Annotated in this window: 15 protein-coding genes; 12 read left to right on the forward strand and 3 right to left on the reverse strand. The window is 61.7% G+C overall.

Going from position 1 to position 20,063, the window contains the following annotated elements:
- Window positions 1–132: 132 nt before the first annotated feature.
- Window positions 133–1,953, forward strand: a complete 1,821-nt coding sequence (gene typA, locus J5M72_RS20210; protein WP_127648587.1) for a translational GTPase TypA — start codon at window positions 133–135, stop codon at window positions 1,951–1,953.
- A gap of 217 nt (window positions 1,954–2,170) precedes the next feature.
- Here typA and J5M72_RS20215 read toward each other — a convergent pair whose 3' ends face one another.
- Window positions 2,171–2,608, reverse strand: coding sequence for a YkgJ family cysteine cluster protein (locus J5M72_RS20215; protein WP_007961740.1), 438 nt, complete (start codon window positions 2,606–2,608; stop codon window positions 2,171–2,173).
- Between the two features lie 257 nt (window positions 2,609–2,865).
- On the opposite strand from J5M72_RS20215, the gene J5M72_RS20220 reads away from it, so the two are divergent.
- The 5 genes from J5M72_RS20220 to J5M72_RS20240 all read left to right on the forward strand — a co-directional run bounded on the left by J5M72_RS20220 (window position 2,866) and on the right by J5M72_RS20240 (window position 12,185).
- Window positions 2,866–5,316: a glycogen/starch/alpha-glucan phosphorylase gene (locus J5M72_RS20220; protein ID WP_207866879.1), complete on the forward strand. Its 2,451-nt coding sequence runs from the start codon at window positions 2,866–2,868 to the stop codon at window positions 5,314–5,316.
- A gap of 102 nt (window positions 5,317–5,418) precedes the next feature.
- Window positions 5,419–9,012, forward strand: coding sequence for a DUF2339 domain-containing protein (locus J5M72_RS20225; protein WP_207866880.1), 3,594 nt, complete (start codon window positions 5,419–5,421; stop codon window positions 9,010–9,012).
- Window positions 9,009–10,373 carry a DUF3999 domain-containing protein gene (locus tag J5M72_RS20230; RefSeq protein WP_207866881.1) on the forward strand — a complete coding sequence of 455 codons (1,365 nt, stop codon included), beginning with the start codon at window positions 9,009–9,011 and terminating at the stop codon, window positions 10,371–10,373. The genes J5M72_RS20225 and J5M72_RS20230 overlap by 4 nt, the downstream gene beginning before the upstream one ends.
- 195 nt (window positions 10,374–10,568) lie before the next feature.
- Window positions 10,569–11,579 carry a class 1 fructose-bisphosphatase gene (locus J5M72_RS20235; protein WP_065261556.1) on the forward strand — a complete coding sequence of 337 codons (1,011 nt, stop codon included), beginning with the start codon at window positions 10,569–10,571 and terminating at the stop codon, window positions 11,577–11,579.
- Window positions 11,580–11,582: 3 nt separating this feature from the next.
- Window positions 11,583–12,185: a DUF924 family protein gene (locus J5M72_RS20240; protein ID WP_207866882.1), complete on the forward strand. Its 603-nt coding sequence runs from the start codon at window positions 11,583–11,585 to the stop codon at window positions 12,183–12,185.
- Window positions 12,186–12,365: 180 nt separating this feature from the next.
- Here the strand turns inward: J5M72_RS20240 and J5M72_RS20245 are convergent, their stop codons facing one another.
- Window positions 12,366–14,258, reverse strand: coding sequence for a methyl-accepting chemotaxis protein (locus J5M72_RS20245; RefSeq protein ID WP_207866883.1), 1,893 nt, complete (start codon window positions 14,256–14,258; stop codon window positions 12,366–12,368).
- On the opposite strand from J5M72_RS20245, the gene J5M72_RS20250 reads away from it, so the two are divergent.
- The 3 genes from J5M72_RS20250 (at window position 14,245) to J5M72_RS20260 (ending at window position 15,396) form a co-directional block, all read left to right on the forward strand.
- Window positions 14,245–14,409, forward strand: a complete 165-nt coding sequence (locus J5M72_RS20250; RefSeq protein WP_169428469.1) for a hypothetical protein — start codon at window positions 14,245–14,247, stop codon at window positions 14,407–14,409. The two genes, J5M72_RS20245 and J5M72_RS20250, sit on opposite strands and share 14 nt — an antisense overlap.
- Window positions 14,410–14,540: 131 nt before the next feature.
- Entirely contained in the window at window positions 14,541–14,795 is a 255-nt protein-coding gene (locus J5M72_RS20255; protein ID WP_007952486.1) for a hypothetical protein, read from the forward strand.
- Window positions 14,796–14,826: 31 nt separating this feature from the next.
- On the forward strand, window positions 14,827–15,396 hold the full coding sequence (locus J5M72_RS20260) for a lipocalin family protein (protein WP_169428470.1): 570 nt from the start codon (window positions 14,827–14,829) through the stop codon (window positions 15,394–15,396).
- Between the two features lie 48 nt (window positions 15,397–15,444).
- On the opposite strand, the gene J5M72_RS20265 is transcribed toward J5M72_RS20260, so the two are convergent.
- On the reverse strand, window positions 15,445–16,809 hold the full coding sequence (locus tag J5M72_RS20265; protein ID WP_169428471.1) for a formimidoylglutamate deiminase: 1,365 nt from the start codon (window positions 16,807–16,809) through the stop codon (window positions 15,445–15,447).
- Window positions 16,810–16,954: 145 nt separating this feature from the next.
- Here J5M72_RS20265 and hutC point away from each other — a divergent pair, with 145 nt between their 5' ends.
- The 3 genes from hutC to hutU form a co-directional block, all read left to right on the forward strand.
- Window positions 16,955–17,665 carry a histidine utilization repressor gene (gene hutC / locus J5M72_RS20270; RefSeq protein ID WP_162803449.1) on the forward strand — a complete coding sequence of 237 codons (711 nt, stop codon included), beginning with the start codon at window positions 16,955–16,957 and terminating at the stop codon, window positions 17,663–17,665.
- Window positions 17,662–18,231, forward strand: a complete 570-nt coding sequence (locus tag J5M72_RS20275; RefSeq protein ID WP_207866884.1) for a HutD family protein — start codon at window positions 17,662–17,664, stop codon at window positions 18,229–18,231. The genes hutC and J5M72_RS20275 overlap by 4 nt, the downstream gene beginning before the upstream one ends.
- 421 nt (window positions 18,232–18,652) lie before the next feature.
- Window positions 18,653–20,063 (forward strand): urocanate hydratase (hutU, locus tag J5M72_RS20280; RefSeq protein WP_207866885.1); only part of this gene is annotated, 1,411 nt, incomplete at its 3' end.

The following is a 20,063-nucleotide window of genomic DNA, read 5'->3' on the forward strand; positions in this document are numbered from 1 at the left end:
GGGCTGTTTGCCTGTGGCCTGCGTCACCGGCCCCCCGACACCGCCGTCAAGCTGTAACGGCCATGCCGGACACTACTGCTAATCGCTGCCAAGACTTGTCAGCAAACCGAATCCTCTGATCGAGATACACAAGTGATCGAAAATCTACGCAACATCGCCATCATTGCCCACGTTGACCATGGTAAGACCACCCTGGTAGACAAACTCCTGCGTCAATCCGGCACCCTGGAGCGCAACGAGCTCAACGACGAGCGCGTGATGGACTCCAACGACCAGGAAAAAGAGCGCGGCATTACCATTCTGGCGAAAAACACCGCCATCAACTGGAACGGCTACCACATCAACATCGTGGACACCCCGGGCCACGCCGACTTCGGCGGCGAAGTCGAGCGCGTAATGTCCATGGTTGACTCCGTGCTGCTGCTGGTCGACGCCCAAGACGGCCCTATGCCGCAAACCCGTTTCGTGACCAAGAAGGCTTTCGAAGCCGGCCTGCGTCCAATCGTGGTGATCAACAAGGTTGACCGTCCGGGCGCGCGTCCTGACTGGGTTCTGGACCAGATCTTCGATCTGTTCGACAACCTGGGCGCTACCGAAGAACAACTGGACTTCCAGGTTGTTTACGCTTCGGCCCTGAACGGCATCGCCGGTCTGGACCACACCGCCATGGGCGAAGACATGACCGCGCTGTACCAGGCGGTAGTCGACCACGTTCCGCCTCCGGCTGTTGACCGTGACGGTCCGTTCCAGATGCAGATCTCCGCTCTGGACTACAACAGCTTCCTGGGTGTTATCGGTGTTGGCCGTATCGCTCGTGGTCGCGTCAAGCCGAACACTCCGGTTGTCGCTATCAGCGCCGACGGCAAGCGCCGCAACGGTCGTATCCTGAAGCTGATGGGTCACCACGGTCTGCACCGCGTTGACGTTGAAGAAGCAGCGGCCGGCGACATCGTCTGCATCAGCGGTTTCGACGAGCTGTTCATTTCCGACACCCTGTGCGACATCAACACCGTCGAGGCGATGAAGCCTCTGACCGTTGACGAGCCAACCGTTTCCATGACCTTCCAGGTAAACGACTCGCCATTCTGCGGTAAAGAAGGCAAGTTCGTGACCTCCCGTAACATCAAGGATCGTCTGGACAAAGAGCTGCTGTACAACGTTGCACTGCGCGTTGAAGAAGGCGACTCGGCTGACAAGTTCAAGGTTTCCGGCCGTGGTGAGCTGCACCTCTCGGTACTGATCGAAACCATGCGTCGCGAAGGCTTCGAGCTGGCCCTGGGCCGTCCTGAAGTGATCATCCGTGAAGTTGACGGCGTGAAGCAGGAACCGTTCGAAAACGTCACCATCGACATCCCTGAAGAATCCCAGGGCAAGGTCATGGAAGAAATGGGTCTGCGTAAAGGCGACCTGAGCAACATGGTGCCGGATGGCAAAGGCCGTGTTCGTCTGGAATACAACATCCCTGCTCGCGGTCTGATCGGTTTCCGTAACCAGTTCCTGACCCTGACCAACGGTGCTGGCATCCTGACCTCGATCTTCGACCGTTACGCTCCAGTGAAGTCGGGCCACATGTCCGGCCGTCAGAACGGCGTTCTGGTTTCGGTTGAAACCGGCAAGGCGCTGACCTACTCCCTGGAAACCCTGCAGGCTCGTGGCAAGCTGTTCGTAGAACACGGCCAGGAGATCTACAACGGTCAGATCGTTGGTCAGAACTCCCGCGACAACGACCTGGGTGTGAACCCGACCAAAGGCAAGAAGCTCGACAACATGCGTGCTTCGGGTAAAGACGAAACCATCGCTCTGGTCCCACCTGTTCGCTTCACCCTGGAACAGGCTCTGGAATACATCCAGGAAGACGAGCTGTGCGAAGTCACTCCTAAGTCCATCCGTCTTCGCAAGAAGATCCTGGACGAAAGCGAGCGTACCCGCGCTGCCAAGAAAGCCAAGGCATAAGATTTAGCCCAGGCTTAAAAAAAACGCCCCCGGTCGAGAGACCGGGGGCGTTTTTGTTTGTCCGGGATTTGCGCGGTGTCTGTTCCGGCGCTATCGCGGGCAAGCCCGCTCCCACAGTGTTTTCAGTCGTACCAAAAGTTTGTGTACAGCAAAAATCACTGTGGGAGCTGGCTTGCAGCGAAGGCGGCCGATCAGCCGCCGAACATCTCAGGGCAGATCAGAACTTCTCGATCGACCGCGAATTCTGCACCCGCTCCACTTCCTTCGGTTTGTACGCGCAATACCCCGGCCGCGGGCCGATCTTCGGGTGGTTGCGGCAAGTGTCCGGGCGCTTGTCATAAATGGTGCACAGGCGGCTCTTGCGATCCAGGTAGTAGCAATCGTTGTTGCTCATGCGCTGCAGGGTGAAGATCCCCGACTTCTGGTTGAAGCGCTCCACCAGCCCTTCCTTTTGCAGACGCTTGGCGATGTTCTTCGGCGGGTCGCCCAGTTCGAACTCGTCGACCACGCCGATGCGCACCAGGTCCTTGATCTTGACCTCGACCGGCAGCGTGCAGCAGCTGGAAACGCACGAGCCGCACATCGGGGCTGAATATTTGGCCCAGGTATCGAGACGGTCGATCTCGGCTGCGGCGATCAGGTTGGGCTTCATCATCGGGGTTTACCAGGCGTGTGCATCAGGGCGCGCGATCATACCGGGACGGGTGGATTTTTGAACAACCTTTCGCCAGATTTTTCTTCATGCACCCGCATCGTCCGACAACTCGGCACGGCCCCTGCATTCATTGAGGCATTCGCCAGAGTATTGCCGGTCGATCTCACACTCTCGGTAAAAACTGCCGAACCAGAGCCCTTACCGTCGGTCAGACCGTCTAGGCTCTGACAACTCCCCGCTCGCTCGAGGTCCTATCGATGACTCAAGAACCACTAGTTCGCGAAGCAGAGGTGGCCGCATTCCGCGACGCCGTCCTGACCAAACTCACCTACGCGGTGGGCAAAGACCCGGATCACGCCTTCGACCATGACTGGTTCGAAGCCATCGCCCTGGCGGCGCGCGATCACATGGTCGAGCACTGGATGGACCACACCCGGCAGATCTACCGCAAAGGTCAGAAGCGGGTGTATTACCTCTCGCTGGAATTTCTCATCGGCCGCTTGCTCTACGACAGCCTGAGCAACCTCGGCCTGCTGGATGTTGCTCGTGAAGCACTGACCGAGCTGGGCGTCGATCTGGAGCGCATCCGCATCCTGGAGCCGGATGCGGCGCTGGGCAACGGTGGCCTTGGGCGGCTGGCGGCGTGCTTCATGGAAAGCATGTCGACCCTCGGCATCGCTGGCCACGGCTACGGCATTCGTTATGAGCACGGGCTGTTTCGTCAGGCCATCGTCGATGGCTGGCAGCAGGAACAGACCGAGCACTGGCTGGATTTCGGCAACCCCTGGGAGTTCGAGCGGCCAGAGGTGGTCTATCCGATCGGCTTTGGCGGCAGTGTCGAAACCGTCACCGACGCCAGCGGCAAGTCACGGCAAGTCTGGCAACCGGCGGAAACCGTTCGTGCCATTGCCTACGACACGCCGGTGGTCGGCTGGCGCGGGGCGAGCGTCAACACCTTGCGCCTGTGGCGGGCCCGAGCGATGGAAGACCTGCACCTGGAGCGCTTCAACGCCGGTGACCACTTGGGCGCCGTCGCCGAAGTGGCCCGGGCCGAGAGTATTTCCCGCGTGCTCTACCCGGCGGACAGCACCGAAGCCGGGCAGGAACTGCGTCTGCGTCAGGAATACTTCTTCGTCGCCGCCTCGCTTCAGGACTTGCTGCGCCGTCACCGCAACATGCACACCTCGGTGCTGACCCTCGGCGATCACGCGGCGATCCAGCTCAACGACACGCACCCCTCGATTGCCGTCGCCGAACTGATGCGCCAACTGGTCGATGTCTATGACGTGGCTTGGGACGCGGCGTGGCAAGTCACCGTCGATACGCTGTCGTACACCAACCACACGCTGCTGCCCGAAGCGCTGGAAACCTGGCCGGTGGGGCTGATGGAGCGCATGCTGCCGCGGCACATGCAGATCATCTATCTGATCAACGCCCAGCACATCGATTCGCTGCGAGCCAAGGGTATCCACGATTTTGACGTGCTGCGCGCGGTGTCGCTGATCGAGGAAGACAACGGCCGCCGGGTGCGCATGGGCAACCTCGCGTTCCTCGGCTCCCACAGCGTCAACGGCGTGTCCGGGCTGCACACGCAGTTGATGCGCAAAACCGTGTTCGCCGAGTTGCACAAGCTGTATCCAGAGCGGATCAACAACAAGACCAATGGCATCACCTTCCGCCGCTGGCTGTACCAGGCCAACCCGGAGCTGACGTCGATGCTGGTCGATGCCCTCGGCCCGGACGTTCTGGATAACCCGGAACAGCGTCTGCTCGATCTTGAGCCGTTCGCCGAAAAACCAGCCTTCCGCAAAGCCTTCGCCGAGCAACGGCTGCACAGCAAAAAAGCGCTGGCCTACCTAATTCACGAGCGACTGGGGATCGCGGTCAACCCGGCGGCGATGTTCGACGTGCAGGTCAAACGGATCCACGAATACAAGCGCCAGTTGCTCAACCTGATGCACACGGTCGCGCTGTATCAGGCGATCCGCGCCGAGCCGGAGACCGACTGGGTGCCGCGGGTGAAGATCTTCGCCGGCAAGGCAGCGGCCAGTTATCACCAGGCCAAACTCATCATCAAACTGACCAACGACATCGCCCGGGTGGTGAACAACGACCCGACCGTGCGCGGCCTGCTCAAAGTGGTGTTCCTGCCTAACTACAACGTCAGTCTGGCGGAAAGCATCATTCCGGCGGCGGACCTGTCGGAGCAGATCTCCACTGCCGGTTTCGAGGCCTCGGGCACCAGCAACATGAAGTTCGGTCTCAACGGCGCGCTGACCATCGGCACCCTCGACGGTGCCAACGTGGAAATGTGCGAAAGCATCGGCGCCGAGCACATGTTCATCTTCGGCCTCAGTGCCCAGCAGGTCGAAGCGCGCAAGCAGAACCACGAGTTCAGCGCGGTGCCGGACATCGCGGCGTCCCATCGTTTGAACGATGTGTTGCAGGCGATCCGCAGCGGGGTGTTCTCGCCGGACGACACGTCGCGCTACACCGGGTTGATCGATTCGCTGGTGGACTACGACCGCTTCCTGGTCTGCGCCGACTTCGACTCGTACTGGGAAGCGCAGATGCGCGTGGATGCGCTCTGGCATGATTCCAACAACTGGTGGCGTTCGGCGGTGCTGAACACCTCGCGGATGGGCTGGTTCTCGTCGGACCGGACGATCCGCGAGTACGCCACGGATATCTGGAAGGCACTGGAGTAACTTTTAGCGACAAATGTGCGCCCGGCCCCACGCTTGTTGGGCCGGGCCGATATACTGAGCCTTGGTTCCGCCCCGTTCCGGGGCTGCTCAGGGATATCGACCATGCAATGGATGTTCATGTTGATCGGGCTGCTGCTCGGTTGGCTGCTCGACGAGTCGTTCAGTTCTTCGCTATTGGGCGCGCTGCTGGGCCTGGCAATCGGGCAGACGATCCGCATCATGCGGCTCGGCTCGCAGGTGGCGGAGCAACAGCGGCAACTTGAACAGACGAAGGTGGCTTTGCAAGGCGTTGCGCAGCGTCTGTATCTGCTGGAGGGATCGCCTTCGCACGCGGTGCCGACGTCAGGCGTGGAACCGGTCCCCGAGCCTTTGGTCGAGCCCGCCGAGGTCGCCGAAGATGCTGCGCCCCCCGAACTGGTCTGGGAGCTGCCGCCCGAACTCGAACCTCTCTCAGTCGTCGTCAGCGAAACCAGTCAGCCGTTGCCGGCCGATGTCTGGCGTCTCGACGCCGTTACCCCTGAAACCCCGGAACCGCGACAGCCCGCCGAACCCCGTGGCCCGAACTTCATCGAGCGCGGCATCAGCGCGGCGCGAAACTGGCTGTTCGGTGGCAACACCGTGCTGCGGGTGGGCGTGGTGCTTTTGTTCTTCGGCCTGGCCTTTCTGTTGCGTTACGCCACCGAAGGCATGGTGGTGCCGATCGAGTTGCGTTACGCCGGGGTCGCGGCGGCAGCGCTGGGATTGCTGGCGCTGGGCTGGTGGTTGCGCCATCGCAACACAAGCTACGCCTTGATGCTGCAAGGCACCGGGATCGCGGTGCTGTACCTGACGGTGTTTGCGGCGATGCGTTTGCATCCGCTGCTCGATCCGTCTGCTGCACTGGGATTGTTGGTAGCAGTGACGGTGTTTTCGGCCATTCTGGCCATCACCCAGGATTCCCTGGCCCTGGCCTGCGTCGCCGCATTGGGCGGTTTCGCCGCGCCGATCCTGACCTCCACCGGCAGCGGCAACCATGTCGCGCTGTTCAGCTATTTCGCGTTACTCAACGCCGGCATTCTCGCCATTGCGTGGTTCAAGGCCTGGCGTCTGCTCAACCTGATCGGTTTCGCCGGCACTTTCGGCATCGGTTTCGCCTGGGGCGTGCGTTCGTATGCGCCGGAACTGTTGTGGAGCACCGAGCCGTTCCTGATTCTGTTCTTCCTGATGTACCTCGCCATCGGCCTGCTGTTCGCCCGACGCAAGTTGCTGGACATGCCGGATGCACCGGCAGAGAGCGATCGCGAAGCGCTGCTGCACTGGTCGGCGCGCAAGGGCGACTACGTTGACGGCACGATGCTGTTCGGCCCGCCGCTGGTGGGTTTCGGCCTGCAATTGGCGCTGGTGCAGCCTCTGGAATTTGCCGCCGCGTTCAGTGCGCTGGCGCTGGGCATGATTTACATGGCTCTCGCCAAAGTGCTGATGGGCGGCCGGGCGCTGCTGCTGGGCGAGACCTGTCTGGCGCTCGGGGTGATTTTCGCCAGCCTGGCGATTCCATTGGGCCTGGATGCGCGCTGGACGTCCGCGGCCTGGGCGGTGGAGGGGGCGGGGATTTTCTGGCTGGGCTTGCGTCAGCAACGGCCGTTGGCCCGGGCCTTCGCATTGCTGCTGCAACTGGGCTCGGCGCTGGCGTTTCTCAGCGAGTTGCGCATTGGCGAAAGCAGCCTGCTCGACGGAGCGCCGCTGGGCGCACTGATGCTCGGCGCGGCGTTGTTGTTCAGCTTCTATCAATTGCGCAAGGCGTTGCCGGAGCAGATTTCACCATGGGAGCGCCAGGGCCTGCCGGTGTTGGCGAGTCTCGGTCTGACCTTTCTCTATCTGCTGGCGCCATTGTTCTTCTTCACTCAGGGCACGGCGATCAGTTGGGCATTGGCCGGGCTGGTGACCTTGTTCGTCGGCTTGCGCCTGCAATCGCGCACCTTCCTGTTCACTGCGTTTGCCGTGCAACTGCTCGGCGGGGCGCTGTTCCTGTTGCGCCTGCAAGGGGCGGGCGAGGATTCGGCAGCCGTGTTCAGCGCCGGCTGGAGCGGTCTGCTCAGCGCCTCGCTGATCGGTCTGGCGCTGATCGCCGGCATGCTCCTGGCGGCGCGTGACGAGATGGTGCGCAGCGATGTTCGGTTGCTGCGCGGCTTGTCGGTGGTGCTGCTGGCGGGGCTGGTGCTGATCAATCTGGCGGTGTTGTTCGTACTGCCGTGGCAAACCGCGAGTGCGGTGTGGGCGGCCAGTGGCTTGCTGATCATCTGGCTCAGCCTGTACCTCAGGCAGCGCGTGAGTTTTGTCTTTGGTCTGTTGTTGCAGTTGATCGGTGGCGCGGCGTTTTTGCTGGCCGGCCCCGAGTTGCTCGGGCCGTTGTCCAGCGAAGGTCTGCGACCGCTGGCCCATGGCGGATTCTGGACGCCGCTGGTGCTGGGCCTGGCGGCGATGATCGGGGCGTGGCGCCTGCAACTGGGCAATCACGCTTCGGCGTTCGATGTACTGAGTCTGCAGCGGCTGTCCGAAGTGTTGCTGGTGTGGGGCGCCGGTTGGTGGTCGCTGGCGTGGGTCAGCGAAGTGCTGCGGTTTGCGCCGCTGAATCTGCAGGCAACGTTGTTGCTGCTGGTCGCCGCGTTGAGTGTCGCGTTGTGGACGCTGTTGGCCTTGCGTCTGAAATGGCCGTCGCTCGGGTTGCTCTGCACTTTACTGATTCCGGCGGCCGGATTGGTGTTGCTGGCCGCGTGGCACTCGCGTTATCACCCGGCGGCCAACTTCGGCTGGCTGGCCTGGACGGCGGTGTTCGTCGTGCACTTCATCAGCCTGCGGCGTCTGGTGCCAATGCTGCCGGCGCGGGCCTTGAGCACGGCGCATGTGCTCGGTTGCTGGCTGCTGATCGGCGTGCTGGCGCTGGAACTGCGCTACGGCCTGCTGCTGTTGTCCGAGCAATACAACGCCTGGCGCTGGCTGGGCTGGGCGCTTCTGCCGAGCGTGTATCTGTTGCTGATGGCCGCACCGCGCACCTGGCCGTGGCCGGTGGCGGCGTTCCCCCGTGAGTACCGTTTGTATGCGGCGTTGCCGCTGGCGGTGTTGATGCTGGTCTGGTTCTGGCTGGCGAACGGGGTGAGCGACGGTAACGCCGAACCGCTGCCTTACGTGCCGCTGATCAACCCGCTGGAACTGGGCCTGCTGATCGCGTTGTTCAGCGTTTATGTCTGGTCGCGCAACGCGGTAACCGAGCTGTCGATCCGCAAGGACTACGCCGCTCACGCCTCGCAACTGATCGCCGGCGTTTCGCTGTTCGCGTTCTGCACCGCGTTGGTGACCCGCGCCGCGCACCATTGGGCGGGGATTCCGTTCGAGCTGGACCTGTTGCTCGAATCGATGCTGGTGCAGGCCGGGTTGTCCATCGTCTGGACGCTGATGGCGCTCGGTCTGATGATCGGCGGGCACCTGCGCCATCGCCGCGAAGTGTGGTTGATCGGCGCGGCGCTGATTGCGCTGGTGGTGGCCAAACTGATTTTTGTCGAATTGAGCAACCGTGGCGGGCTGGCGCGGATCGTCTCGTTTATCGGCGTCGGTGTGTTGCTGCTGGTGGTGGGCTACTTTGCGCCGCTGCCGCCCAAACGCGTCGAAGCTGCACCGGAGGCGGACAAGCCGGCCCCGGAAACCGAAGGAGTGTCGTCTTGAGTCGCAAGCTTAATCTCGGGTGGCTGTTGCTGGGCGTGGCCATGACGGCCGGCGCTCAGGAAAAACCGGCGGACTTCGCCGCGCAGGTGCCGTTGTCGGTCAGCGGTGCGGGCCCGTGGTATCGCCTCGAGCTGCCGCTGAGCGTGCAGTTGCAGGCGCGCCAGACTGATCTCAGCGATCTGCGGGTCTTCAACGCCGCCGGACAACCGCAGGCCTATGCGCTGGCCCGGGAGTCGGCGCAGACCCGCGACGACGGCCAGTTGCATGAGGTGAAGTGGTTCCCGCTGTACAACTCGGCGGATGCCACCGAGCGCGCGCCGAGCGTTCGCGTGCAATCCACCACCACCGGCACGCTGGTGGAGGTGCAGCCGTCCAGTCAGCTCGAAGCCGGTGAAGAAGTGCTGCGCGGCTGGCTGCTCGATGCCAGTGCGATCAAGGCGCCGTTGCAGCAACTGATCCTCGACTGGACCAGCGAGCGCGACGGCTTCCAGCGTTTCAGCATCGAGGCCAGTGACGACTTGCAGCACTGGCAGGCCTGGGGCGAAGGGCAGGTTGCGCGCCTGACTTTTTCCGATGAGCGCATCGAGCAGCATGAAGTCGCGCTGCCGGGGCAGTCGGCGCGGTATCTGCGGCTATTGTGGGATTCGCCCAACGCGGCACCCAATCTGACCTCGGCGCAATTGAAAAGCAGTGACCCGCAAAACCTGCCGTTACCGCTGGTCTGGTCGCCGGCGTTGGCCGGCAGCAGCACCAAGGCCGGGGAATACACCTGGCAGTTGCCGATGGGACTGAATGTCGAGCGGGTCCAGGTCGAGTTGAAACAGCCCAACAGCCTGGCGCCAGTGACGCTCTCGGGACGCCGGGAAACCAGTCTGCCGTGGCAGCCGTTGAGCAGCGGCTTGCTCTACCGACTGACCCAGAACGGCCAGGACGTGGTGCAGAACGAATTGCAGCTCTACGGGCAGACCGTGCAGCAGTTGAAGCTGACGGTCGACGAACGCGGTGGCGGTCTCGGCGAACAGGCGCCGAGCGTGAAATACGCGGTGCGCGCCACACAAGTCATCTTCCTTGCCCGTGGCGAAGGCCCCTACAGCCTGGCGCTGGGCAATCCGACGGTGAGAACGGCAAACCTGCCGCTGAGTACGCTGATCCCCGACTTCAAACCGGAGAAACTGGCCACGCTGGGCAAGGCCGCGGTGCAGGGTGAAGCAGTCGCGCCCCAGACTTCGACGGCCACCACAGCGGCGACCACCGATACCAACTGGAAGAAGTTCGGCCTGTGGGCGGTGTTGCTGCTCAGTGTGCTGTTTCTGGCGGCGATGGCCTTCAGTCTGCTGCGCAAACCGCCGGCCAAGTCCTGAATATGACGGGTGTGGCCTCTACACCCGTCGGGTTTCCAACTACGCTGAATCCGGTGCCTGAACTCTCCCGGATTCATCACGTCTGATAGCAGGAATTGCACCCGACGCACGTTAGCGGGCGTCATTGCTCGCTACGGTTTCAGACTCCCTGTAAACTGCGCGGGTTTTTAGCCCCCCATTCCACCGGAGCCGTCCATGTCCCGCGTTACCCTGAGTCGCTATTTGATTGAGCAGACCCGCAGCAACAACACTCCTGCCGATCTGCGTTTCCTGATCGAAGTGGTGGCGCGCGCCTGTAAGGAAATCAGCCACGCCGTATCCAAAGGCGCCCTGGGCGGCGTTCTGGGCAGCATGGGTACGGAAAACGTGCAAGGCGAAGTGCAGAAGAAGCTCGACGTGCTGTCGAACGAAATCCTGCTCGAAGCCAACGAGTGGGGCGGTCACCTGGCCGGCATGGCGTCCGAAGAAATGGACAACGCCTACCAGATCCCGGGCAAATACCCGAAAGGCGCCTACCTGCTGGTATTCGACCCGCTGGACGGTTCGTCGAACATCGACATCAACGCACCGGTCGGCACCATCTTCTCGGTACTGCGCTGCCCGAACGAATACCTGAGCCAGAACGAAGCGTTGAACGAAAAGGCCTTCCTGCAGCCAGGCACCCAGCAGGTGGCTGCCGGTTACGCGATCTACGGTCCGCAGACCATGCTGATCCTGACCTTGGGCAACGGCGTGAAGGGTTTCACCCTGGATCGCGAAATGGGCAGCTTCGTCCTGACCCACGAAGACATCACCATTCCTGAGAGCACCCAGGAATTCGCCATCAACATGTCCAACCAGCGTCACTGGGAAGCCCCGGTACAGCGCTACGTTTCGGAACTGCTGGCCGGTGAAGAAGGCCCGCTGAAAAAGAACTACAACATGCGTTGGGTCGCGGCCATGGTTGCCGACGTGCACCGCATCCTGACCCGTGGCGGTCTGTTCATGTACCCGCGCGACAGCCGCGAGCCTTCCAAGCCAGGCAAACTGCGCCTGATGTACGAAGCCAACCCGATGTCGTTCCTGGTGGAACAGGCGGGCGGCGCTTCCACCGACGGTCACCAGCGCATCCTCGACATCCAGCCTGAAGGCCTGCACCAGCGCGTAGCGGTGTTCCTCGGCTCGAAAGAAGAAGTCGCCCGCGCCACGGCCTACCACAAGGAATAAACCATGACCGCGCCCTGGCAGCCGTTGCTCGATTGGTGGTTCGGTCATGCCGAATCAGCCAGTGAAGTTTCGGCGCGACAGGGCAAGTTGTGGTTTGGCAAGCAAGACATCCAGGACCTCGAGGCGCGAGAGCGTTTCGGGGTCTTTGTCGATCAGGCCCTCGCTGGCGAATTGACCGAATGGACGCAATGTCCCGAAGGCTGGCTGGCAGTGGTGCTGCTACTCGATCAGCTTCCGCGCATGATTTTTCGCGATACGCCCAAGGCTTTTTCCGGTGATCTGCGAGCGCAGAAGCTGGTTGCTCAGGGGATTGCTGCAGACTTCGATCGGCAGTTGAAACCGATCCAGCGGGTTTTCATCTACCTCGTCTTCGAACACTGCGAAAACCTCGCGGTGCAGAATGAAGCGGTCTCGCGATTCATCGAACTGGTGGCTGAACAGCCGGAGGCGGAGCGCGGGGTGTTTGCCGACAACCTGGATTATGCCGAGCGGCATCAGAAGGTGATTGCGCGGTTTGGACGGTTTCCGCATCGCAATGCGGTGTTGGGGAGGGAGTCTACGGCTGAGGAGTTGGCGTTTTTGAGAGAGCCGGGTTCGCGTTTTTAGGGCGATTTTCGGCAATCTCAAAAACCAGCCCTCACCCTAACCCTCTCCCGGAGGGAGAGGGGACTGACCGAGTTGAACTCAGGTCTGGAAAGCGACAGAGATCGGCTCCCTTTCCCCTCGCCCCCTTGGGGGAGAGAGTTGGGCGGGCGGCGTTCCGATGAGGGGGTAAGCTCTTGATCTTCAGATTCTGAAGCTACCCACCAACTGCTTCAACCGCGCAGCCTGCTGCTCAAGATCCGCACAAGCCCGCAAAGTAGCCTGCAAGTTCTCCACCCCTTCCTGGTTCAGCGTGTTGATCTCATTGATATCAACGTTGATCGATTCAACCACCGCCGTCTGCTCTTCCGTCGCGGTTGCCACCGACTGGTTCATGCCGTCGATCTCGCCGATGCGCTGGGTCACGCTTTCCAGGCGTTCGCCGGCCTGGTTGGCGATGCCGACGCTGCTTTCGCTCTCGCGCTGGCTCTCGGTCATGATGCCGACCGCCTGACGCGCGCCAACCTGCAGCTCTTCGATCATGCTCTGCACTTGCTGCGCCGAATCCTGGGTGCGGTGTGCCAGGTTGCGCACTTCGTCGGCCACCACGGCGAAACCACGACCGGCCTCCCCGGCGCGGGCTGCTTCAATGGCTGCGTTGAGCGCCAGCAGGTTGGTCTGCTGGGAGATGCTGGTGATCACTTCCAGAATCTGCCCGATATTCACGGTGTTGCTGTTCAGGGTTTCGATGTTGCCGCAGGAGTCGCTGATCTTCGCCGACAGTTGCTGCATCGCGTGGATGGTTTTATCCACAACCTGCTGGCCGTCGACTGCCAGGCTGCGCGCGTCGCTGGAGTGTTGCGAGGCGAGCGCGGCGTTCTGGGCGATTTCCTGGGCGGCGGCGCCGAGCTGGTTGATCGCAGCAGCCACGCTGTTGGTGCGCGAGGCTTGCTGGTCGGAGTTGAACATCGACGAGTTCGATGCCGCGACCACGCGCAGGGCGACTTCGTTGACCTGCCCGGTGGCCGAGGACACTTCGCGGATCGAGGTATGGATACGCTCGACAAAACGATTGAATGACAGCCCCAGCGCGCCGAATTCGTCGTGGCCATGAATGGTCAGGCGTTTGGTCAGGTCGCCTTCGCCTTCGGCGATGTCATGCATGGCGCGGCCCATGGTCAGCAGCGGTTGCATCAGCACGCGAATGAGCATGCCGAGCAGGGCGATGATGATGACGACGGCGATGACCATGGCGATCAGCGCCGAGGTGCGGAACTCGCTGAGCATCGAGAACGCGGTGTCCTTGTCCAGCACCAGCGCCACGTACCAGTCGGCCGACGGCACGCCGTTGACGCGAGTGAAGGAGATCAGTTGGGTCTTGCCGTCGAACTCGACCTCTTTCAGGCCCGGGGTGACTTTCGGCGCGCCGTTGGGATAGGCCTCGGCCAGAGTCTTGAGCACCAGCTTGCTGTCCGGGTGGATCAGGATCTTGCCGTCGGCACTGACGATGAACGCGTGACCGTGGCCGCCGAAGTTCAGCGAGTTGATGATCGCGCTGACGCTGGTGAGATCGATGTCGGCGCCGGCCACACCGATCATCTGGCCCTGACGCTGCACCGGGGTGGCGACGGTGATCACCAGTTTGCCGGACGAAGCGGCGATGTACGGTTCGGTGACGATGGTCTGCTGGGCGCTGTTCGCCGCTTTGTACCAGCCACGGGCGCGGGGATCGTAATCCGGTGCGCGGTTGCCGGCAGGGACCGAGAACATCACGCCGTCGGCGCCGCCGAAATAGCTGAGCTGGAAATTGCCGGTGTAGGCGGGCAGATCAATGATGCGCTTCAGGCTGGCCGGGGCGTTGCCGTCGGCGACCACCTGCTGGGCCATCGATTGCAGCAACTGAATGCGACTTTCCAGCCAGGTCTGGATGTTGCTGGTGGTCAGGCTGCCCAGTTCCTGCATCGACGCTTCGGTGCTGCTTTGCAGGGCTTCGCGCTGGCGATAGTCGTTGAACAAAATGAAACAGGCGAACGCAACGGCCACCACAAGGGCGGCAGCCAACAAGATTTTGTGGCTGAATTTCATGTTTCTGGTCATTAAGGAAGCTACCGCGAAGGGGCTGGTCAAGAAAGGGCGGCAATTTGCCACACTCTCGGGCTTTGCGCTGCTCTTATTTCGACCGCCGCGCGACAAAGATGAGAACGCTTTTGTTAAAGGCGACGAAATGCTCAATAGCCCTACAAAGTGACTGATTTACCGATGAAAGCCGGACGAGCGGGTCAATAAATAGCCGCCCGCCGAGGGAACCAGACAGGGGTTTTCTCTTCTAAGCTTCTGGTTGGCGCCAGGCCATCCCCCTTCCGTTCCAGGAGTTACACCATGTCGCTGCGATCTATCGCCCTTCTGTCGTTTTGTGTGCTGTTGGCCGCATGCAGCAAGGTCAATCAGGAAAACTACTCGAAGCTCTCGGCCGGCATGGCCAAGGCTGAAGTGGAGACGCTGCTCGGCAAGCCTACCGACTGCTCGGGTGCGCTCGGCATGTCCAGTTGCACCTGGGGCGACAAGAACAGCTTTATCAGCGTGCAGTACGCCGGTGACAAAGTGTTGATGTTTTCCGGCCAAGGCCTGAAGTAAACCGGGGCTACGCGCCCACGGGAGAAAAACAATGAAGCGGTTATTGCTTATCCTTTTCGCCGGCCTGGTACTGGCCGGCTGCGCCACGACCGGTGAAGATCCGCTGGCGCCCAAGACAGTCAACAGCGTCAACCTCAAACGTTACCAGGGCACCTGGTACGAGCTGGCGCGGTTGCCAATGTATTTCCAGCGCAACTGCGCGCAATCCGAAGCCCGTTACACGCTCGAATCGGACGGCAACCTGGGCGTGTTCAACCGTTGCCTGACCAAGGACTGGCAATGGGAAGAGGTCAAGGGCACGGCTTATCCCCAGGTGCCGGGCAAGACCGACAAATTGTGGGTCGAGTTCGATACCTGGTTTTCGCGACTGATTCCGGGATCGGCGAAGGGCCAATACTGGGTGCTGTACGTCAGCGACGACTACAAGACCGCCATCGTTGGCGATCCGAGCCGCCGCTACCTGTGGCTGTTGTCGCGTACACCGACCGTCAACGGTGTGGTGCGCGAAGAACTGCTGAGCAAGGCGCGCCAGCAGGGTTACGACACCACGCGGTTGATCTGGCGAACGTCGGATCAGCAGATGGCCAAGACGTCCAACTGACGCGCAACAAAAAACCTGTGGAGGTTGCCCTCCACAGGTTTTTTTGTGTCAGCCCAAAAGGTCTCGCAAGACCTGGGTGAAGGCGCGATTGCTGTCCTCTTCCCCGGCATGCCGGCCATCACGGACGACCCACTGACCGTTGACCAGCACATCGCGCACCTGACGGTCGCCACCGGCAAACAGCCAGCGATTCAGAATCCCGTCACCGCTGGCCGTGGCCAGGTACGGATCGTTGCCATCGAGCACAATCCAGTCTGCACGCTTGCCGACCTCCAGCGCGCCGATCGGCTGGCCCAGTGCCTGAGCGCCACCGTCCAGTGCGGCGTCATACAACGTGCGGCCTACCATCGGCTGATCCGCGCCATACAGGCGATTGCGTCGCTGGTCGCGCAGACGCTGGCCGTATTCCAGCCAGCGCAACTCTTCCACCACGCTCAGCGACACATGGCTGTCGGAACCGATGCCCATGCGTCCGCCCTGAGCGAGGAAATCCACCGCCGGGAAAATCCCGTCGCCGAGGTTGGCCTCGGTGGTCAGGCACAAGCCGGCGATGGCGCGACTCTTGGCCATCAGCGTGACTTCTTCCGGATTGGCGTGGGTCGCGTGCACCAGGCACCAGCGCTGATCGACTTCGGTGTTTTCGTACAGCCATTGCAGTGGGCGGCGACCGCTCCAGCTCAGGCAGTCGTCGACTTCCTTCTGTTGTTCGGCGATGTGGATGTGCACCGGGCATTGCGTGTCGCTGGCCGCCAGCACTTCGCTGATCTGCTGCGGCGTGACTGCGCGCAACGAGTGGAAGCACAGGCCCAGCGACTGCGCCTTCTGCTGAGCCAGCAGCGGTTGCAGGCGCGATTGCAGCTTCAGGTAGTTTTCGGTGCTGTTGATGAAGCGGCGCTGACCTTCGTTCGGCGACTGGCCGCCAAATCCGCTGTGGCTGTAGAGCACCGGCAACAACGTCAGGCCGATGCCGGCGGAGCTGGCGGCCTGGCTGATGCGCAACGCCAGCTCGGCCGGATCGGCGTACGGCTGACCGTTGTGATCGTGGTGAACGTAATGGAATTCGGCGACCGAAGTGTAGCCGGCCTTGAGCATCTCGATGTACAGCTGACGGGCGATCACGCCGAGCTGGTCGGGGCTGATTTTTCCGACGAGCCGGTACATCAGATCGCGCCAGGTCCAGAAACTGTCGTTGGGGTTGCCGGCCACTTCCGCCAGCCCGGCCATCGCTCGCTGGAATGCATGGGAGTGCAGGTTCGGCATCCCCGGCAGCAGCGGACCGCTCAGCCGTTCGGCGCCATCTGCGGTGGAGTTGGCCTGGATTCGGGTCAATACGCCGTCGGCGCTGACCTCGAGACGTACATTGTTGGCCCATCCGTTAGGCAGCAGCGCGCGTTCGGCAAAGAAGGCGGACATGGTTCAGCACCCCATCGTGTGTTATTTGTATATACATATACAGACGTTTGCCTGCCCGGTAAACTCCGGCAAGCTAGCAACCTTATCCAATGAACAGGGATCCATCGTGCCGACTCCGCCTCCAGTTTCTCCGTTGGCCGCGAACATGGGCGACAGTCCGGCGCCCTTGTACGCCCGCGTCAAACAGATGATCACCCAGCAGATCGACAGTGGTAACTGGCCGCCGCATTACCGCGTACCGTCGGAAAGCGAGCTGGTCAGCCAGCTGGGCTTCAGCCGCATGACCATCAACCGCGCGCTGCGCGAGATGACCGCCGACGGTCTTTTGGTACGCATGCAGGGCGTCGGCACCTTCGTCGCCGAGCCGAAGAGCCAATCCGCGCTGTTCGAAGTGCACAACATCGCCGACGAAATCGCCTCCCGTGGCCATCGCCACACCTGCCAGGTGATCACCCTGGAAGAAGAGGCCGCCGGTTCCGAGCGCGCCCTGGCGCTGGACATGCGCGAAGGGCAGAAGGTGTTCCACTCGCTGATCGTGCATTACGAAAACGACATTCCGGTGCAAATCGAAGACCGCTTCGTCAACGCGCTCGTCGCCCCGGAATACCTCAAGCAGGACTTCACCCTGCAAACGCCATACGCCTATCTGAACCAGGTTGCGCCGTTGACCGAAGGCGAACATGTGGTCGAAGCGATCCTGGCCGAGCCGTCCGAATGCAAATTGCTGCAGATTGAAAAGGGCGAGCCGTGCCTGCTGATCCGTCGCCGTACCTGGTCGGGCCGTCAGCCGGTGACGGCGGCGCGCCTGATTCACCCCGGTTCCCGTCATCGTCTGGAAGGACGCTTTCATAAATGAGTGAAGTGAAGGTTTTACGCGCCGAAGGCTACCCGCGCATGCCGTGGAAAAACGGCGGTGGCAGCACCGAAGAAATCACCCGTGACGCCGGTGCCGGCCTCGACGGTTTCGGCTGGCGCCTGTCGATTGCCGACATTGCAGAATCCGGCGGTTTCTCGACATTCACCGGTTATCAACGGGTGATCACGGTGTTGCAGGGCGACGGCATGACCTTGTGCGTCGACGGTGATGACACCCGACCGCTGTTACCTCTCGACCCGTTTGCCTTCAGCGGTGAAAGCCAGGTGTCTTGCACCTTGCTCGGCGGGGCGATCCGCGACTTCAATTTGATTTATGCGCCGCAGCGTTACAACGCGCGCTTACAGTGGCTGGACGGCGAGCAACGTTTTTTCAGCTCCGCCGGCACCGTTCTGGTTTTCAGTGTCAGCGAGTTGCTGCAAGTGCAGGTCGGTGACAGTGCTGCGCAACTTGGGCGGCATGATTGCCTGCAACTGGACGGCAACATCGGTCTGGTGGAAGTTGCCGTGAATGCCGGCTGCTGTGTGATCGAACTGACTGCACGCTGATCGACCCTTGAAAAACCGCCGCTTTGAACAGTCCCGGCAGGGCTGTTGAAAGGGGCGGTTTTTTTTCATCCCGACGTTCCCGAACGCGCACCAACTTGTTACCGAACGCCCCAGCGTGGCGCAAAACCACGCTTCTGTAACAGCTCACTGCTCGCGCAGACCCACCTCGCGAAAAAATTCATACACGCCACAGCCCTTGATATAGGCGTCCTCCAGTCGTGTCCGGCATTTTTGTTGAACAGCCCTCCAACAAGTTGGCCGCTCGATTGCATATGCTTGTATGTACAAGTAAAGACGTATGCGTATGAGTCATCAGAGATTCTCCGCAGCGTCCACTGATTCGCTTGTCGCGCATTGAAGCGCACAAGCCGCTTGCCCACCGCCAGGGTTGGTTTGAATTGATCGCTGAGGAGTCTTTTTCGTGACTGACAATAAGCCTACAACTGCCGTTTATACAAAGAGACGTGATGTTGAGATCCGTGCATCGCGCGGCAACAAGCTGACTGCCAAGAGCTGGCTGACCGAAGCGCCGCTGCGCATGCTGATGAACAACCTCGACCCGGAAGTGGCCGAGAACCCGAAAGAGCTGGTGGTTTACGGTGGCATCGGCCGCGCCGCGCGCAACTGGGAGTGCTACGACAAGATCGTCGAGAGCCTGACCAACCTGAACGACGACGAGACCCTGCTGGTGCAATCGGGCAAACCGGTCGGCGTGTTCAAGACCCACAGCAATGCGCCGCGCGTGCTGATCGCCAACTCCAACCTGGTACCGCACTGGGCGACCTGGGAACACTTCAACGAACTCGACGCCAAGGGCTTGGCCATGTACGGCCAGATGACCGCCGGCAGCTGGATCTACATCGGCAGCCAGGGCATCGTCCAAGGCACTTACGAAACCTTCGTCGAGGCCGGCCGCCAACATTACGATTCCAACCTGAAGGGCCGCTGGGTCCTGACCGCGGGCCTCGGCGGCATGGGCGGCGCCCAGCCGCTGGCTGCCACATTGGCCGGTGCCTGCTCGCTGAACATCGAATGCCAGCAGGTGAGCATCGATTTCCGCCTGAAAAGCCGTTACGTCGACGAGCAGGCCAAAGACCTCGACGACGCCCTGGCGCGCATTGAAAAGTACACAAAAGAAGGCAAGGCGATCTCCATCGCGCTGCTCGGCAACGCCGCCGAAATCCTCCCGGAGCTGGTCCGTCGTGGCGTGCGCCCGGACATGGTCACCGACCAGACCAGCGCCCACGACCCGCTCAATGGCTACCTCCCGGCCGGCTGGACCTGGGACGAATACCGCGCCCGCGCCAAGACCGAGCCGGCGGCGGTGATCAAGGCTGCCAAGCAGTCGATGGCGGTGCACGTCAAAGCCATGCTGGATTTCCAGAAGCAAGGCATCCCGACCTTCGACTACGGCAACAACATCCGTCAGATGGCCCAGGAAGAGGGCGTGGAAAACGCCTTCGATTTCCCGGGTTTCGTGCCGGCTTATATCCGTCCGCTGTTCTGCCGTGGCATCGGCCCGTTCCGCTGGGCGGCGCTGTCGGGTGATCCGCAGGACATCTACAAGACCGACGCCAAAGTCAAAGAACTGATCCCGGACGACGCGCACCTGCACAACTGGCTGGACATGGCCCGCGAGCGCATCAGCTTCCAGGGTCTGCCGGCGCGGATCTGCTGGGTCGGCCTGGGCCAGCGCGCCAAACTCGGTCTGGCGTTCAACGAAATGGTCCGTCGCGGCGAGCTGTCGGCACCGATCGTGATCGGTCGCGACCACCTCGACTCCGGCTCGGTGTCCAGCCCGAACCGCGAAACCGAATCGATGCAGGACGGCT

Source organism: Pseudomonas sp. 58(2021) (genome assembly GCF_017491585.1).
Classification (GTDB): domain Bacteria; phylum Pseudomonadota; class Gammaproteobacteria; order Pseudomonadales; family Pseudomonadaceae; genus Aquipseudomonas; species Aquipseudomonas fluorescens_BT.

Excerpts from the sequence above, each read along its gene's own strand:
- J5M72_RS20215 (WP_007961740.1), bottom strand. The coding sequence starts at position 2,608 with ATGATGAAGCCCAACCTGATCGCCGCAGCCGAGATCGACCGTCTCGAT.
- J5M72_RS20220 (WP_207866879.1), top strand. The coding sequence starts at position 2,866 with ATGACTCAAGAACCACTAGTTCGCGAAGCAGAGGTGGCCGCATTCCGC.
- J5M72_RS20225 (WP_207866880.1), top strand. The coding sequence starts at position 5,419 with ATGCAATGGATGTTCATGTTGATCGGGCTGCTGCTCGGTTGGCTGCTC.
- J5M72_RS20235 (WP_065261556.1), top strand. The coding sequence starts at position 10,569 with ATGTCCCGCGTTACCCTGAGTCGCTATTTGATTGAGCAGACCCGCAGC.
- J5M72_RS20240 (WP_207866882.1), top strand. The coding sequence starts at position 11,583 with ATGACCGCGCCCTGGCAGCCGTTGCTCGATTGGTGGTTCGGTCATGCC.
- J5M72_RS20250 (WP_169428469.1), top strand. The coding sequence starts at position 14,245 with ATGTTTCTGGTCATTAAGGAAGCTACCGCGAAGGGGCTGGTCAAGAAA.
- J5M72_RS20245 (WP_207866883.1), bottom strand. The coding sequence starts at position 14,258 with ATGACCAGAAACATGAAATTCAGCCACAAAATCTTGTTGGCTGCCGCC.
- J5M72_RS20255 (WP_007952486.1), top strand. The coding sequence starts at position 14,541 with ATGTCGCTGCGATCTATCGCCCTTCTGTCGTTTTGTGTGCTGTTGGCC.
- J5M72_RS20260 (WP_169428470.1), top strand. The coding sequence starts at position 14,827 with ATGAAGCGGTTATTGCTTATCCTTTTCGCCGGCCTGGTACTGGCCGGC.
- J5M72_RS20265 (WP_169428471.1), bottom strand. The coding sequence starts at position 16,809 with ATGTCCGCCTTCTTTGCCGAACGCGCGCTGCTGCCTAACGGATGGGCC.
- hutC (WP_162803449.1), top strand. The coding sequence starts at position 16,955 with ATGGGCGACAGTCCGGCGCCCTTGTACGCCCGCGTCAAACAGATGATC.
- J5M72_RS20275 (WP_207866884.1), top strand. The coding sequence starts at position 17,662 with ATGAGTGAAGTGAAGGTTTTACGCGCCGAAGGCTACCCGCGCATGCCG.